The sequence below is a fragment of the Kitasatospora sp. NPDC059812 genome (assembly GCF_042732075.1).
Taxonomy (GTDB): domain Bacteria; phylum Actinomycetota; class Actinomycetes; order Streptomycetales; family Streptomycetaceae; genus Kitasatospora.
Genome location: NZ_JBHWIO010000027.1, coordinates 39,305 through 53,624, shown reverse-complemented (window position 1 = coordinate 53,624; position 14,320 = coordinate 39,305). Strand labels below are relative to the sequence as shown.

At 73.2% G+C, this 14,320-nt stretch carries 14 protein-coding genes; 11 read left to right on the top strand and 3 right to left on the bottom strand.

Annotated features, from left to right (window positions below):
• Window positions 1-233 precede the first annotated feature (233 nt).
• Window positions 234-905: a hypothetical protein gene (locus ACFV6D_RS16240; RefSeq protein ID WP_063346150.1), complete on the bottom strand. Its 672-nt coding sequence runs from the start codon at window positions 903-905 to the stop codon at window positions 234-236.
• A 387-nt stretch (window positions 906-1,292) separates the two neighbouring features.
• Between ACFV6D_RS16240 and ACFV6D_RS16235 the strand changes: the two genes are divergently transcribed.
• The 3 genes from ACFV6D_RS16235 (at window position 1,293) to ACFV6D_RS16225 (ending at window position 3,377) form a co-directional block, all read left to right on the top strand.
• Window positions 1,293-2,045, top strand: a complete 753-nt coding sequence (locus ACFV6D_RS16235; protein ID WP_063346149.1) for a TetR/AcrR family transcriptional regulator — start codon at window positions 1,293-1,295, stop codon at window positions 2,043-2,045.
• Window positions 2,046-2,187: 142 nt separating this feature from the next.
• Complete coding sequence (locus tag ACFV6D_RS16230) at window positions 2,188-2,844, top strand: DUF6230 family protein (RefSeq protein WP_063346148.1); 657 nt, start codon at window positions 2,188-2,190, stop codon at window positions 2,842-2,844.
• Between the two features lie 2 nt (window positions 2,845-2,846).
• The gene (locus tag ACFV6D_RS16225; RefSeq protein ID WP_380560219.1) at window positions 2,847-3,377 is read left to right on the top strand and encodes a DUF6114 domain-containing protein; all 531 of its coding nucleotides are present in this window, start codon (window positions 2,847-2,849) and stop codon (window positions 3,375-3,377) included.
• A gap of 97 nt (window positions 3,378-3,474) precedes the next feature.
• Here ACFV6D_RS16225 and ACFV6D_RS16220 read toward each other — a convergent pair whose 3' ends face one another.
• The gene (locus ACFV6D_RS16220) at window positions 3,475-4,569 is read right to left on the bottom strand and encodes an NAD(P)-dependent alcohol dehydrogenase (protein ID WP_063346147.1); all 1,095 of its coding nucleotides are present in this window, start codon (window positions 4,567-4,569) and stop codon (window positions 3,475-3,477) included.
• 158 nt (window positions 4,570-4,727) lie between these two features.
• On the opposite strand from ACFV6D_RS16220, the gene ACFV6D_RS16215 reads away from it, so the two are divergent.
• Together ACFV6D_RS16215 and ACFV6D_RS16210 are read left to right on the top strand one after the other, a co-directional pair.
• A complete protein-coding gene (locus ACFV6D_RS16215) occupies window positions 4,728-5,624 on the top strand; it encodes a helix-turn-helix domain-containing protein (protein WP_380560217.1) in 897 nt (298 codons plus the stop codon).
• Window positions 5,625-5,740: 116 nt separating this feature from the next.
• On the top strand, window positions 5,741-7,012 hold the full coding sequence (locus tag ACFV6D_RS16210; RefSeq protein ID WP_380560215.1) for a globin domain-containing protein: 1,272 nt from the start codon (window positions 5,741-5,743) through the stop codon (window positions 7,010-7,012).
• 73 nt (window positions 7,013-7,085) lie between these two features.
• Here ACFV6D_RS16210 and ACFV6D_RS16205 read toward each other — a convergent pair whose 3' ends face one another.
• Entirely contained in the window at window positions 7,086-8,492 is a 1,407-nt protein-coding gene (locus ACFV6D_RS16205) for a selenium-binding protein SBP56-related protein (RefSeq protein WP_380371526.1), read from the bottom strand.
• A 247-nt stretch (window positions 8,493-8,739) separates the two neighbouring features.
• Here ACFV6D_RS16205 and ACFV6D_RS16200 point away from each other — a divergent pair, with 247 nt between their 5' ends.
• The 6 genes from ACFV6D_RS16200 (at window position 8,740) to ACFV6D_RS16175 (ending at window position 14,224) form a co-directional block, all read left to right on the top strand.
• Window positions 8,740-9,756: an alpha/beta hydrolase gene (locus tag ACFV6D_RS16200; RefSeq protein WP_380428926.1), complete on the top strand. Its 1,017-nt coding sequence runs from the start codon at window positions 8,740-8,742 to the stop codon at window positions 9,754-9,756.
• Window positions 9,757-9,839: 83 nt separating this feature from the next.
• Window positions 9,840-10,634 carry a spermidine synthase gene (locus ACFV6D_RS16195; protein ID WP_380560254.1) on the top strand — a complete coding sequence of 265 codons (795 nt, stop codon included), beginning with the start codon at window positions 9,840-9,842 and terminating at the stop codon, window positions 10,632-10,634.
• A gap of 170 nt (window positions 10,635-10,804) precedes the next feature.
• The gene (locus ACFV6D_RS16190; protein ID WP_380560214.1) at window positions 10,805-11,617 is read left to right on the top strand and encodes a class I SAM-dependent methyltransferase; all 813 of its coding nucleotides are present in this window, start codon (window positions 10,805-10,807) and stop codon (window positions 11,615-11,617) included.
• A gap of 202 nt (window positions 11,618-11,819) precedes the next feature.
• The gene (locus tag ACFV6D_RS16185; protein ID WP_063346141.1) at window positions 11,820-12,485 is read left to right on the top strand and encodes a DedA family protein; all 666 of its coding nucleotides are present in this window, start codon (window positions 11,820-11,822) and stop codon (window positions 12,483-12,485) included.
• A gap of 108 nt (window positions 12,486-12,593) precedes the next feature.
• The gene (locus tag ACFV6D_RS16180) at window positions 12,594-13,262 is read left to right on the top strand and encodes an O-methyltransferase (protein WP_380560212.1); all 669 of its coding nucleotides are present in this window, start codon (window positions 12,594-12,596) and stop codon (window positions 13,260-13,262) included.
• A 62-nt stretch (window positions 13,263-13,324) separates the two neighbouring features.
• On the top strand, window positions 13,325-14,224 hold the full coding sequence (locus tag ACFV6D_RS16175) for a Gfo/Idh/MocA family protein (protein WP_380343101.1): 900 nt from the start codon (window positions 13,325-13,327) through the stop codon (window positions 14,222-14,224).
• The last annotated feature ends 96 nt before the right edge of the window (window positions 14,225-14,320 follow it).

The window sequence follows — 14,320 nt, the reverse complement described above, 5'->3', positions numbered from 1 at the left end:
GTGCGGCAGCACCCTACCGGCCGGTCACTTCGCTGTCTCGGGGCTTCGGCGGGGTGGCGCGGCGCGGGGCCGGGGTCGTGGCGTGCTGCCGGATCACCTGGCGGGCGCGCGGGCGCGCCGGAGCGGTGTACGGCAACCACGGCCGCCGTACACCGCCCGTCTGTTCCCGCCGGTCTCGGCCGTCAGTCGACGGGGCCTGATCGGACGTCAGTTGGTGCGTGCCCCTCGGGTCGTCAGTTGACGAAGATGAGCGGGCTGCCCGCCACCGAGGTGTCGGTGACCGGGCCGTAGGTGGCGCTGAACCAGCCGGTCGAGAAGCACAGGCCCGAGCCGGAGACCAGGTTGAACGGCTGGGAGGAGAAGCCGATGGTGTTGCCGGTGTTCGAGGTGGTGCCGTTGATCCCGGTGGTGGTCTGGTAGACGCAGTTGATGCTGCCGAGGATGGTGTTGAGCACCACCGTGGTCTTCATCGCGCCGGCCGCGCCGGGGGTGAGGGCGACCGGGTTGCCGGGGCCGTCGCCGACGGTGTTGGTGAACGGCAGGTTGTTGACGGTGATGCTTTTGACGCCGGTGACGCCGAGGACGTTGGAGGAGCAGGAACCGAAGGTCTGGGTGTTGAGCTGCTCGACCGCGCTGCCGGGGGCGGCCGGGTTGGCCGTCACGGTCGCGGAGAAGGCCGAGTTGGCGCAGCTGATGCCGCTCGTGCCGCTGGCACTGCTGTAGAAGGTGGCGGCGGTGCCCGAGACCAGGCTGGCGGTGAGGACGTCGCCGACGGCGACGTCCGGGCCGCTGCTGCTGCCGGTGGTCAGCACCGCGGAGCCGTCGGCCTGGGCGGGTGCGACGGCGGCGCAGGTGAAGGCGAGGGCGGCGAGGGCGGCGGTACCGAGCGTACGGCGAAAGCGCATGAGGGTGACCTCTCTCCGTGCGGAGACGGGTGGGGGTGGCCCGCGGTGCGGGTGTGGTGGCGTGCACGGCGGGGGAGGTGCGTGGGCATGGCGTACCGGGGGCTTCGCGGGGCCGTGGTGCGGCGGGCCCGGCGCCACGGGCCCGCTCGTACGGCACAGCGGTGTGAAGGTGCGGACGTGCGCTGCGAGTGCAGGAGTGCACGTCGGCGGCTGCCACCGCCGCGGGCCTGCGTCCGCTCGTGGTCCCGTGGCCCGGGCTGTTCGCCCGGGGCCGCCGGAGCCCCTGGAGGTCGTCCGGTGGTGACAGGGTCGCCCACCGGTTGGAAACCTGTCAGTGTTGTAAACCCGATGTTGCGTCAATGTCAATACAGGTAACAGGAGTTGGTGATGGAACGGAAACACCTCCGAAGTGCCGACGTGATCCTGCTGCCGGGCGCGCGGGCCGGTCGTGACCCGGCCCGGTCCATCAAGCGCGGCCCGAGCCGGCTGCCCCCGGGCGTGGTGGCCGCGACCCAGCGCGAGCGGCTGCTCGACGGGCTGGTCCAGACGGTGGCCGCGCGCGGCTACCAGCACGCCACGGTCAGCGACATCTGCCGCGCGGCGGGTGTGACCAGGCCGGTTTTCTACGAGCTGTTCAGCGGCAAGGAGGACGCCTTCCTGGCCGCGCACCGGCACGGCACCGGAGTGGTGCTCCGGCGGATGGCGGCGGCCTTCGCGGCGGAGTCCGACTGGTGCGCCGGGATCCGGCAGGCGCTCGGCGCGATGCTCCATCTGCTGGCGGGGACACCGGCTTTCGCGACCATGGCGGTGATCGAGATCGAGGCGGTCGGACCGGCCGGACGCCGCGAGCGGGACCAACTCCTCACCCGGTTCCGGGCGTTCTTCGCCGAGGTGCCCCAACCGCCGGTCGGTGTGCGGGTGGTGGAGCTGGTGGACGCCGTGGTGGGCGGGGTCTACAGCGCGCTCTACCGGCGGATCGACTCCGGCCGGACGGTTCAACTTCCGGAACTCCTTCCGGTGTTGAGCATGTTCTGTCTCGCGCCCTTCCTCGGCCCGGCGCAGGCGGCCGTCCGGCTCGGGTTTCCGATCGGTGAAGATCCTTCGTGCACCCGTATTGACCCGGCCACTACCGGGCAGTAGCTTCCCAGTTACTCAAAGCGCGGCTTGACCGTGCCCGCCCCGCTGCCGAGGGGCGGGCGGCCCGGTCGGGCCGTGGAACGCTGTCCGCGCCAGGGCACCGTGCCAGTGCCTGCACATCCCACCCACCCAACAGGGAGCACACATGGCCATGTCCGAGGACGCCGCCGCCGCGGCCGAGACCCCGGAGACGCCGACCGGCAGCAGGAGAGGGCGGGTACGGCTCAAGCGCAGCGCCTGGATGGCCGTTCCGGCCGTCGCCGCGGGCGCCGTCCTGATGGCCCTCACCGCCCAGGGCGTACTCGCCGCCCAGTTCTCCATCAGCGGCATGCCGTTCACGATCACCGCGGACAAGCTCGACGGCAAGGGCTTCGCCCAGTTCGGCAGCCTGGACTCGATGATCCCCGACAGCCCCAACCAGGGCTCCACCGGCGGTCAGGTGCTGGTCGCGGTCTCGGCGATCAAGAAGGCCGAGATCACCAACCTGTGCCAGAGCGTGGACCTCGGTGGCGTCAACCTGGTGATCCACGCCGGCGACGCCGGCACCCCCGTCGCCGCCACCGACCTCACCACCGACTCCGACATGCTGTCCGGTGACGCGGAGTTCACCAACATCGAGATCGGCGGCGACGCCAGCACGTACACCAAGGCCGGCAACGCGGGCAAGGGCAACCCGGGCGTCTTCGGGCAGCAGGCCGACACCGTCGTGCTGACGCACCTCAAGCAGCACAACTACGCGAGCACCGCCGTCGGGTTCAAACTGCCCAACCTGCGGCTGAGCTTCAGCTCCCAGGGCTGCTGACCATGACGGAGTCCGTACCGGAGTCGGCCGGTTCCGGCGAGGGCGTCGCGGAGGGGGCCGTGGGGACGGCTCCCGCCCCGGCTCCCGCCACCACCCGACCGGTCAAACGCGACTGGCGGGGCCAACGGCCGTTCTGGGGCGGGCTGCTGGTGCTGTTCGGCGGCGCCGAGATCCTGTTCACCCTGCGTGCCCCGCTGCCCGTCGTCCTGCACATCGGGATGCAGGGGCTGGCGGGCTACCTGGTGCCGGCGGTGATGGTGCTGTGCGGCCTGCTGATCCTGTTCAACCCGGCTCAGCGGCTGTTCTACTCCGTCCTCGCCGTGCTCGCCGCGCTGGCGAGCTGGCTCACCTCCAACCTGGGCGGCTTCGTGATCGGGATGCTGCTCGGACTGGTGGGCGCCTGCCTCACCTTCGGCTGGCTGCCCGATCAGCCGCTGCGCCGGGGGCGGCAACGGCGGGAGGACCGGCGCCAGGAACGCCGGTCGTCCCGAGCGGGCACGGCCGGGGCCGGGGCCGACCCGGCCGGGGTCTAGCCCGAGGCGCCCCGACGGCGCCCGCCCCCTGGTGATGGGAGAGCACCAGGGGGCGGGGCGTCGGGGCACGGGGGAGTGCGGGGTCAGGCCGGGACGGTCAGATCGTCGCGGCGTCGATCACGAAGCGGAACCGGACGTCGCCGGCCAGCACCCGCTGGTAGGCCTCGTTGATCTGCTCGGCGCGGATCAGCTCGATCTCCGCGGTGATGCCGTGCTCGCCGCAGAAGTCCAGCATCTCCTGGGTGGCCGGCAGCCCGCCGATCATCGAGCCGGCCAGCGAACGGCGGCCGGAGAGCAGCGCGTGCGCGTTCACCGTGACCGGCTTCTCCGGCGCGCCGACCTGCACCATGGTGCCGTCGGTGCGCAGCAGGCCGAGGTAGGCGCTCAGGTCGAGGTCGGCGGAGACCGTGTTGACGATCAGGTCGAAGGTGCCCGCGAGCTCGGTGAAGGTGGCCGGGTCGGAGGTGGCCCGGTAGTGGTCGGCGCCGAGCTTCAGCCCGTCCTCGCGCTTGCGCAGCGACTGGCTGAGCACGGTGACCTCCGCGCCCATGGCGTGGGCGAGCTTCACGCCCATGTGGCCGAGCCCGCCGAGGCCCACGATCGCGACCTTCTTGCCCGGCCCGGCACCCCAGTGCGCGAGCGGCGAGTACAGCGTGATGCCGGCGCACAGCAGCGGCGCGGCGGCGTCCAGCGGCAGGTTGTCGGGGATGCGCAGCGCGTACGCCTCGTCGACGACCAGCTTCGAGGAGTAGCCGCCGTGGGTCGGCAGGCCGTCGTGGCCGACGCTGTTGTAGGTGAAGACGGTGCCGCCCTGGCCGGTGCAGTACTGCTGGAGGCCGGCCCGGCAGTTGTCGCACTCCCGGCAGGAGTCGACGATGCAGCCGACTCCGACCCGGTCGCCGGCCTGCCAGCGGGTGACACCCGCGCCGACCTCGGTGACCACGCCGGCGATCTCGTGGCCCGGGACCATCGGGAAGATGCCGGTGCCCCAGTCCTCGCCGACCTGGTGGATGTCGGAGTGGCAGATGCCGCAGAACTTGATGTCGATCACGATGTCGTGCTCGCCCACCGCCCGGCGGGTGACGGTGGTCTTCTCCAGGGGGGAGTCGGGCCGCGCCGCGGCGTAGGCGGCGACCGTGCGGGTGGTGCCCTCGGTGGTGCTCGTCGTCGTTGCGTTCGTCGAGTTCGTCATGCTTCCAGCCTGCGCCGGTGCGGCGCGACCAGCCAGACCAGAGCTCTTCGTACGTACGCCACACGTAGGGACCCCGGACGTACGACCGCGGAACGTACGCACGGCAGTATCACCCTTGCCCCCGCCCCCGCCGCCCGGATCCCCCGCATACTGCAGACATGGACCAGCGCACCGAACTCAGCGAGTTCCTCCGATCCCGCCGCGCCCGGCTGCGGCCCGAGGACGTGGGCCTGCCGGACAGCACCACCCGGCGGCGGGTGCCCGGCCTGCGCCGCGAGGAGCTGGCCCTGCTCGCCGGAGTCAGCACCGCCTACTACACCCGGCTCGAACAGGGCCACGGCGAGAGCGTCTCCGCCGCCGTCCTGGACGCCATCGCCCGCGTGCTGCGGCTCAGCCCCGCCGAGCGCGAGCACCTCGGCCGGCTCACCAGGCCCGCCCGCCGCCGCCCCGGCCGGGCCGCCGCCCGCCCGCAGCGGGTCCGGCCCGCGCTCCAGCAGCTCCTGGACGCGATGGAGTGCGTGCCCGCGTACGTCCTCGGCCGGCGCCTGGACATCATCGGCTGGAACCGGCTCGGCACCGCCCTGCTCGGCGACTTCGCCGCGATGCCGCCCGAGCAGCGCAACATGGCCTGGCAGCTCTTCCTCGACCCGTCGGCCCGCGAGCTCTACGAGGACTGGGACGGCAAGGCCACCGACGTCGTCGGCATGCTGCGGCTGGACGCCGGACGGGATCCGGACGACCCCAGGCTCGCCTCGCTGATCGGCGAACTCTCCCTCAAGAGCGCCGACTTCCGCCGCCTCTGGGCCGCCCACAGCATCCAGGACAAGGGCCACGGCACCAAGCGGCTGCACCACCCGGTGGTCGGCCGGCTCAACCTCCAGTACGAGACGCTGCGCCCGGCCGGGGACGTCGACCAGGTGCTCGTCACCTACCACGCCGAGCCCGGCTCCAGCTCCGCCGAGTCCCTGCGCCTGCTGGCCAGTTGGGCGGCCACCGACTTCCACCCGGAGCCCGCCGAGCCTGCCGAGGCGACCCCGGTCGATCCCGTCCGGTAGCGCCCCTGGTAGGCCTTCCGGCCAGACCCTCCCGTCAAGGGGTCGATGGTCCCGGGTCCGATCGGGGCCATCGGCCCTTCTCGCCGGTAACCGGGCGGCGATTGACTGGGCGGGTCATGGACACCACCACCAGCGGAAACACCACCAGCGGCACCACCGCCGAGTACGACCGGCTGATCGCCCGCCACCACGCGATGCGGCTCCGGCGCCAACTCCTCACCCCCGCCTCGCCCTTCGCGCCCGACCCGGCCGGCGCCGACCCGTACGGCGGCGCCGGGGGCACCGATGACTACGACGGCTACGACGGCGCCGCCGACCAACGGCTGATCCGGCGCGACCTCGGCCTGCTCGACCCGCTCTCCGAACTGATCGACCACCTCTACGCGGTGATGTTCCGCCGCCGCCCCTACCTGCGCCCGCTCTTCCCCGCCTCGATGGAGTTCCAGCAGGCCCACCTGGAACGGATCCTCCGCCACCTGGTGGACCACCTCCACCACCCGGCCGAACTGGCCGCGACCCTGCGCCAACTCGGGCGCGACCACCGCAAACTGGGCGTCCGGCCGGTCCACTACGAGGCCTTCGAGGAGGCCCTGTGCGCGGCGATCCGGCACCGGGCGGCCGCCCGGTGGACCGAGGAGATGGAAGCGGCCTGGGTCCGGATGCTGCGCTTCGCCGTCGCGGCGATGACCGCCGGCGCCGACTCCGCGCTCACCGAACCCCCGTACTGGCACGCCGTGGTGACCGGCCACGAGCGCCGCCGCCCCGACCTCGCCGTCCTGCGCGTGCGCACCGGCGAGCCCTACCCGTACCGGGCCGGACAGTACGGCACGGTCGAACACCCGACGCTCCCGCACACCTGGCGGCAGTACTCGATGGGCTGCGCGCCGCGTACCGACAACGAGTTGGAGTTCCACGTCCGGCGCACCGGGCCGGACGGGGTCAGCGCGGCCCTCGTCGAACGCACCGGCGTCGGCGACCGGCTGCGCCTCGGCCCGCCGCGCGGCGGCCTGCTGCCCGAGGACGACACCCGCGACCTGCTGCTGGTCGCCGGCGGCACCGGCCTGGCCCCGATGAAGGCCATCGTCGAGCAGCAGGCCGCCCAGCGCCCGCGCGGCCGCCGCGTCCACCTGTTCGTCGGCGCCCGGGACCGCGGCGACCTCTACGACTGGTCCGCCCTCGCCGAACTCGGCCTGCACAAGCCCTGGTTGGCGCTCACGCCGGTCACCGCCGGCCGGCTCGCCGACGCCGTCGCGGGCGCCGGGGACTGGCGCGAGCACCTCGCCTGCGTCAGCGGCCCGGCCGGCATGGTCGCCTCCGTCCGTTCCGAACTGCTCGCCGCCGGGCTGCCCCTGGCCCAGGTCCGCTACGACCAGGCGCTCGCCCGTTAGCCGTACGTCCTGCCGGTAGTCGCACGTCCTGCCGGTGCACGTCCCGCCGCCGGACGTCCCGCCGGTGGACGTCCTACCGGTAGCAGTAGGAGTCCGAGGAGGCGTCGCCGCCCGCGAGGTGGGTCTGGTGCACCCGCAGGCCCCGGAAGTCGGCGCCGTGCGGGAAGAAGCGCTCGTCGACGCTCAGCCCGCCCGCCTCGGTGTCGGCGTCCAGCTTGATGATCCACGGCTCGATGCCGTCCGGGTAGAACTGGTCGTCCCAGGCGCCGTAGAGGGAGTTGGTGAGGTAGAGCCGGCGCCCGTCCCGGCTGATCTCGACCATCTGCGGGGCGCCGCTCAGCGGGCGCCCCGGCGCGGCCGGGTGCGGGGTGCGGGCGACGACACCGCCCAGCCGCACCGAGTCGGCGAGGCGGGGGTGGAACGGGTCCGACACGTCGTACTGGAACAGCTCGCCGGTGCCCCACGCGGACACGTACAGCCAGCGATCGTCCACCGACAGGTTGATGTCCGTGATCAGCGGCGGCACCGCGCCGAACGGTTGCAGCGCGGGCGGCAGGTCCTCCGTCTTGGCGGGCTCGGCGGGGATCTCGATCACCTTGCGCGCGGTGAACGCCGGGCCCTCCCGGTACCAGAGCCAGACCGAGGCGGACAGGTCCTCGACGTTGGTCACCACCCCGGCGAAGCCCCACTCGGCCTGCGGATCGTGCGCCGGGCGCAGCTCCAGCACCATCTGGTACTGGTCGCCGAGGTCGATCCGTTGCAGGTGCCGCCCCGAGTCCAGCTCCCAGAAGTGCAGCGCGTGCCCGTACTTGCGGCCCAGCAGCAGCTCCGGGACGACCCCGCCCTCCACCATCCAGGGCGTGCCCCACTCGCTGGTCACCCCCACGTTCGTCCCCAGGTGCCACCAGACGTCGTACGCGAAGTGCTGCGGCCCGCGCTCCGTCTCCCAGGCGCGCAGCACCTCGAAGGTGGTGTGGTCCAGCAGCGCCACCCCGCCGGGCCCGTCGTTCCCGTCCCCGCTGCCCAGGCAGGACAGGAACACCCCGTCCGGCCCGCAGTGCAGGGTGTGCGGGCGCGAGTAGCCGGCCTTGGCGGCGAGTTCCGCCGCCTCGACGGTCTTGACGAGGCGCGGCCGGACGGGGTCGGGCCGGGTGTCCATCACGTGCAGCCGCGAGGAGCGCAGGCCTGGGAGGAGGAGGTAGCGCCGCTCGGGGTTCTCGTGGCAGGCGTGCGCCAGCGCGCTGGAGCAGGCGTTCCACCCGAAGTGGTGCAACTCGTCGCCCAGCGTCGGCAGTTCGGCGAAGTTCAGGACCTTCCCGTAGCTCGCCGACGCCGGATCGGTGTCCACGGTGAGCAGCGCGTCCGGCCGCTCCCCGGCCCGGTCGAACCCGGCGACGTACGCCAGCGTCTCCGGTGGCGCGGCGATCGCCTCGGCGGCCGAACGGTACAGCGACGGATCGGTGTGGCCGGCCTGCGGCATGTGTTCTCCTCAACTCGCCTGCGTGACAACCGGAGTTGGATCTGTCCGGGTAGCGTTCCACATGACCACCGGCGCACAGCAGGCGCACGGGGAGCGATCAGGAGGCGCGGACGGCCGGGTCACACCGGTGCCCGGCAGACCGGTGCCCGACAGGCCGCCCCGGGCTACCGGCCGGTATTGTCGGGGTCCTGGATCAAGAACACCTGCGACGGACGGCAGGTCGAGCATGAGGACGGGTGCGGCGCAGATGGAGTTTCGGGAAGACATCCTGGGTGCCCCCTACGAGACGGCCGAGCTGACGCTGCGGCCGGACGCCGAGGGGGAGGTCTGCGCGACGCTGGTGCGCCGGCTGGTGCCGGGGGCGGAGCGGGCCGTGCTGTACATCCACGGGTACAACGACTACTTCTTCCAGACCAACCTCGCCGACCACTTCGCCGCGCTCGGCTTCTCCTTCTACGCCCTGGACCTGCGCAAGTACGGCCGCTCCCTGCGCCCGCACCAGTCGCCGAACTTCGTGCGCGACCTCGCCGAGTACGACGAGGAGATCGACGAGGCGGTGCGGATCATCCGCGAGGTGGACGGGCACCGGCGGCTGCTGCTGAACGGGCACTCCACCGGCGGGCTGATCGGCGCACTGTGGGCTGGGCGGCGCTCGGGGCGCGGCCTGGTGGAGGGGCTGTTCCTGAACAGCCCCTTCCTGTCGATGCCGGCCGCGCCCGCCGTGCGGACCGTCGGCGGCCCGGCCGTCACCGCGATCGGACGGCTGGCGCCCACCCGCGTGCTGCCGTCGACGCTCAACCCGCACTACACGCACAGCCTGCACAAGGACCACGAGGGCGAGTGGGACTTCGACCTCACCCTCAAGCGCCCCGAGGGCTTCCCGCTGTACGCGGGTTGGCTGTCCGCCATCCACCAGGGCCACCGGCAGCTGCGGCACGGGCTCGGGATCGACGTGCCGGTGCTGCTGATGGCGTCGACCAGGTCGATCACGACCACCAAGTGGCACAACGCCCTGCACCACGCGGACGCCGTGCTGCGCGCCGACGACATCGCGGGCCAGGGCCCGCGACTGGGCCGGCACGTCACCATCGTCCGGATCGAGGGCGGCATGCACGACCTGGTGCTCTCGGGCGAGGCCGCCCGCACCCGGGCCTTCGCCGAACTGGACCGCTGGCTCGCCGCCTACCTCGACGTCCGGCCGGCGGACGTCCGGCCGGTGGACGCCCAGGCCGTGGACGCTCAGGCCGTGGGGGAGAGCGCGTGACGGACGAGTCGGTGACGCACGAGGCGGCGGCGGACGAGCCGGTGCCGGTCGGGCGCCACACCGACCTCGGCTTCGCCAAGCTCATGCCGGACCTCGACCGGGACGGCGGCTGGCTACTCACCCTGGACGGCACCCCGCAGTCCTACGTCGACCTCGCCGACCCGACCCACCTGGAGTTCGAGTACACCCGGCGGCTCGGCCACCTCGCCGACGCCCTCGCCCCCGCCGGGCGGCCGCTGGACGTGCTGCACCTGGGCGGCGGCGCGCTCACCCTGCCCCGCTACCTCGCCGCCACCCGCCCCGGCTCGCGCCAGCGGGTGGTCGAGGTGGACGGGCCGCTGCTCGACCTGGTCGCCGAGCACCTGCCCTGGCAGGGGCCCGGCGCGGACATCACCGCGACCGTCGGCGACGCCCGCGCCGCCCTCGCCGAGACCCCGCCCGGCACCCGGGACCTGGTGATCGCGGACGTCTTCCACGGCTCGCGCACCCCCGCCCACCTCACCTCGGTGGAGTTCCTGCGGCTGGCCGCCGCCGCCCTGCGCCCCGGCGGCTGCTACGCCGCCAACCTGGCCGACGGCCCGCCGCTGGCCTTCGCCCGGGCCCAGGCCGCGACGGTCGGCGCGGTGTTCCCGTACACCTGCCTGGTCGCCGAGGCCCCGGTGCTGCGCGGCCGCCGGTACGGCAACATCCTGCTCGCCGGTTCGACGGCCCCGCTCCCGGCCGTCGAGCTCACCCGGCTGCTGGCCGGCGACATCTTCCCGGCCCGCCTCACCGACGGCGCCGACCTGGCCGCCATGGTCGGCCGCACCGCCCCGGTCACGGACGCCGACGCCACCGACTCCCCGCCCCCGCCGGACGGAGCGTTCAGCATCGGCTGAGCGGCGCGGCGGCCCGAGCGTCCCCGCGTCCGGGGTGTCAGAATCGGCGGGTTCAGGCCGGAGCGTGGAGCACGTCGAGCGTCGAGCACGTCGATCGTGGAGCACGCCGAGCGCGCAACACGTCCGGCGCGGAGCAGGTCCAGCGCGGAGCACGTCCGAAGGAGTGAGCGATGAGCGGCGGGGAGCGGCCGGAGTTGGCGGAGGTGCCGGAGACGGCGTTGTGGACGCTGTGGCACCGCGCGGTGGAGGCGCGTCGGCCGGACACGGTGCTGGAGGACCCGAAGGCGGTCGAGCTGGTCGACCGGATCGACTTCCCGTTCGCGGAGCGCTTCGGGGAGGGCGCGCTGGTCAGCCAGTTGCAGGCGCTGCGGGCGGCCTGCTTCGACCGTGAGGTGGCCGACTTCCTGACCCGCTGCCCGCGTGGCACCGTGGTCGGTCTCGGGGACGGCCTGGAGACCCAATCGTGGCGGGTCGACAACGGCCGGGCGGACTGGCTGGCGGTGGACCTGCCGGAGACGGCCGCGCTGCGGGAGCGGCTGCTGCCGCCGGACGACCGGCGCCGGATCCTCGCCTGCCCGGTCACCGACCCGGGTTGGATGGACGAGGTGGATCCGGCACGCGGAGTGATGATCTGCGCCGAGGGCCTGCTGATGTACCTGCGGCCGGAGGAGGTACGGGCACTGATCGCGGCCTGCGCCGAACGGTTCCCCGGTGGGTCGATGGTGCTGGACGCGGTGCCGCGCTGGTTCAGCGCCCGCTCCGTCCAGGGCAAGCTGCGGAACCGGCACTACCAGGCGCCGCCGATGCCGTTCGGCATGGACGCGGACGAGCACGGCAAGCTGGCCGGCGCGCACCCGGCGGTGACCGACGTGCGCGAGGTCTACCCGGAGGGCGGGCGGGGCCTGCTCCGCGCCGTGCTGCCGCTCGTGCGCCGGGTGAACGCGCGGCCGTCCGTGGTCGCACTTCGCTTTGCCGGATCTTGAAGAACGGCTGGTCAAGCGGGAACCATGAGGAACCACCGCACGTCGTAACCACGGGTGATCGGCCGGGGGGACAGGCCGCCCGGCACGTTAGGCTGCCCTTATGGGGAAGCGGCTGCGTTGCCGCCATCGGACAACTGCCGGAATCGGCGTGCGGCACCGCTGAGGGCCGCGCCGGTTCCGACCTGCCACGGAGGTACTGGCCTTGCACATCGACGCCTGGATCGAGAGCGTCCCACCGACCGCGGTGTACGCCCTGGTCGGCCTGATCATCGGCCTGGAGTCGCTGGGCATCCCGCTGCCCGGCGAGATCGCCCTGGTCACGGCCACCCTGATGGCGGTCAAGGGTGTGGTGAGCCCGGAATGGATCGCGGTGGTCGCCATCCTCGGGGCGATCATCGGCGACTCGATCGGCTACTCGATCGGCCGCAAGGGCGGCAAGCCGCTGTTCGAGAAGCTCGGACGGAAGTTCCCCAAGCACTTCGGACCGTCCCACCTGGCCACCGCCGAGCGCTCCTTCCAGAAGTGGGGAATGTGGGCGGTCTTCTTCGGCCGCTTCATCGCCCTGCTGCGCATCTTCGCCGGGCCGCTCGCCGGCGCGCTGAAGATGCCGTACTGGAAGTTCCTGATCGCCAACGTGCTCGGCGGCATCGTCTGGGCCGGCGGCACGACCCTGCTGGTCTACAAGGTCGGCAAGAGCATCGAGCCCTGGCTGTCCCGCTTCTCCTGGGCCGGCCTGGCCGCGGCGGTGCTGGTCGGCGGCGCCTCGGCCTGGTTCATGAAGCGCCGGGCCGCCAAGACCCACGCCAAGATCGAGGCGGAGGAGGCGGCCGCCGCCGCGACCGCCCCCAAGGCGCCCGTCGCGGAATAAGCGCAGTAAGCGCAGTGACGAGGCGTCTGCACTGAGCACGGAGGGGCTGTCGGGCCTTCGGAGTAGCATCGGCGGGTACCTGCCGATCATGCACAACTGGAGGGCCCGATGACCCAGTCGACGTGGGATGCCGTGGACACGTACTTCTCCGAGCAGCTGGTGGGGCACGACCCGGCGCTGGAGGCCGCGGTCGCCGCCGCCGACGCGGCCGGGCTGCCGGAGATCGCCGTCGCCCCCAACCAGGGCAAGCTGCTGCACCTGCTGGCGCTGACCCAGGGCGCGCGGCGGATCCTGGAGGTCGGCACGCTCGGCGGGTACAGCGCGATCTGGCTGGCCCGGGCGCTGCCCGCGGACGGCACCCTGATCACCCTGGAGATCGACCCGAAGCACGCCGAGGTCGCCCAGGGGAACATTGCGCGCGCAGGGCTGGAGAAGGTCGCCGAGGTGCGGCTCGGCCGGGCCGCCGACTCGCTGGCCGCACTGGTGGAGCAGGGCGTTGAGCCCTTCGACCTGGTCTTCATCGACGCGGACAAGCCCAGCAACCCCGAGTACTTCCGGCGGGCGCTCCAGCTGACCAGGCCCGGCTCGCTGATCATCGTCGACAACGTGGTGCGCGGCGGCGCCGTCGCCGACGCGGACAGCACCAACCCGGCGGTGGTCGGCACCCGGGCCCTGCACGACCTGATCGCCGCCGAGCCGAGGGTCACCGCGACCTCGGTGCAGACGGTCGGCAGCAAGGGCTACGACGGCTTCACGCTGGCCCGCGTGCAGAGCTGAACCTTTTTTCACGCACCACTTTTACGCACCACTTTTACGCACCACGGAGAAACGGAGACATCGTGCGGATCGGACTGCTGGGCGCCGGCCCCTGGGCGGAGCGGGTGCACGCACCCGTCCTCGCCGAGCACCCCGGGCTGGAGTTCACCGGCGTCTGGGCCCGCCGGCCGGAGGCGGCCACGGCCCTCGGCGGGGCGTACGGCGTCCCCGGCTACGCGGACCTCGACCAGCTGCTCGCCGAGGTGGACGCCGTCTCGATCGCGCTGCCGCCGACCGTGCAGGCGGGCCTCGCGGTACGGGCCGCCGAGGCGGGCTGCCACCTGCTGCTGGACAAGCCGGTCGCGCTGACCGTGCCGGACGCGCAGGCCGTGGCCGAGGCCGTCCGGGCCCACGAGGTCGCCTCCGTGGTCTTCTTCACCGTCCGCTTCGGCGGGGAGCAGATCCCGTGGATCGAGCAACAGGCGGGCCTGGGCGGCTGGTTCACCGGCCGCTCGGACTGGCTCGGCTCGGTGTTCGCCCCTGGCAGCACCAGCCCGTACGCGGCCTCGCCGTGGCGCGAGGAGAAGGGCGCGCTGTGGGACGTCGGCCCGCACTCGCTGTCGGTGCTGCTGCCGGTGCTCGGCGACGCGACGCAGGTCACGGCGGTGGCCGGCCCGCTGGACACCGTCCACCTGGTGCTGCGGCACGCCGACGGCGCCTCCAGCACCCTGGCACTGAGCCTGACCGCGCCGGTCGGCGCCGGCGGCGTCGGCCTGGAACTGCGCGGCGAGCACGGCATCGCCCACCTGCCCGAGCGGGGCGAGGGCCCGGCCGCCGCCCTGCACCGCGCCCTGGACGCCCTCCAGGCCTCGGCCGCCACCGGCCAACCGCACCCCTGCGACGCGGAGTTCGGCCTGCGCGTGGTCGAAATCCTGGCCGGCGCCGAACGCTCCCTGGCCACGGGCGCACCGGTCGCGGTGTAGACGTGACACCTGGGCGGGGGGGGGGGGGGGGGGCGCGGGCCGCCCCCCCCCCCCCCCCAACACCCGCGGGCGGCCACCCCGCCCCGCGCTCCGCCC

Coding starts and splice junctions, on each gene's coding strand:
- ACFV6D_RS16240 (WP_063346150.1), bottom strand. CDS start 905: ATGCGCTTTCGCCGTACGCTCGGTACCGCCGCCCTCGCCGCCCTCGCC.
- ACFV6D_RS16235 (WP_063346149.1), top strand. CDS start 1,293: ATGGAACGGAAACACCTCCGAAGTGCCGACGTGATCCTGCTGCCGGGC.
- ACFV6D_RS16230 (WP_063346148.1), top strand. CDS start 2,188: ATGGCCATGTCCGAGGACGCCGCCGCCGCGGCCGAGACCCCGGAGACG.
- ACFV6D_RS16225 (WP_380560219.1), top strand. CDS start 2,847: ATGACGGAGTCCGTACCGGAGTCGGCCGGTTCCGGCGAGGGCGTCGCG.
- ACFV6D_RS16220 (WP_063346147.1), bottom strand. CDS start 4,569: ATGACGAACTCGACGAACGCAACGACGACGAGCACCACCGAGGGCACC.
- ACFV6D_RS16215 (WP_380560217.1), top strand. CDS start 4,728: ATGGACCAGCGCACCGAACTCAGCGAGTTCCTCCGATCCCGCCGCGCC.
- ACFV6D_RS16210 (WP_380560215.1), top strand. CDS start 5,741: ATGGACACCACCACCAGCGGAAACACCACCAGCGGCACCACCGCCGAG.
- ACFV6D_RS16205 (WP_380371526.1), bottom strand. CDS start 8,492: ATGCCGCAGGCCGGCCACACCGATCCGTCGCTGTACCGTTCGGCCGCC.
- ACFV6D_RS16200 (WP_380428926.1), top strand. CDS start 8,740: ATGGAGTTTCGGGAAGACATCCTGGGTGCCCCCTACGAGACGGCCGAG.
- ACFV6D_RS16195 (WP_380560254.1), top strand. CDS start 9,840: ATGCCGGACCTCGACCGGGACGGCGGCTGGCTACTCACCCTGGACGGC.
- ACFV6D_RS16190 (WP_380560214.1), top strand. CDS start 10,805: ATGAGCGGCGGGGAGCGGCCGGAGTTGGCGGAGGTGCCGGAGACGGCG.
- ACFV6D_RS16180 (WP_380560212.1), top strand. CDS start 12,594: ATGACCCAGTCGACGTGGGATGCCGTGGACACGTACTTCTCCGAGCAG.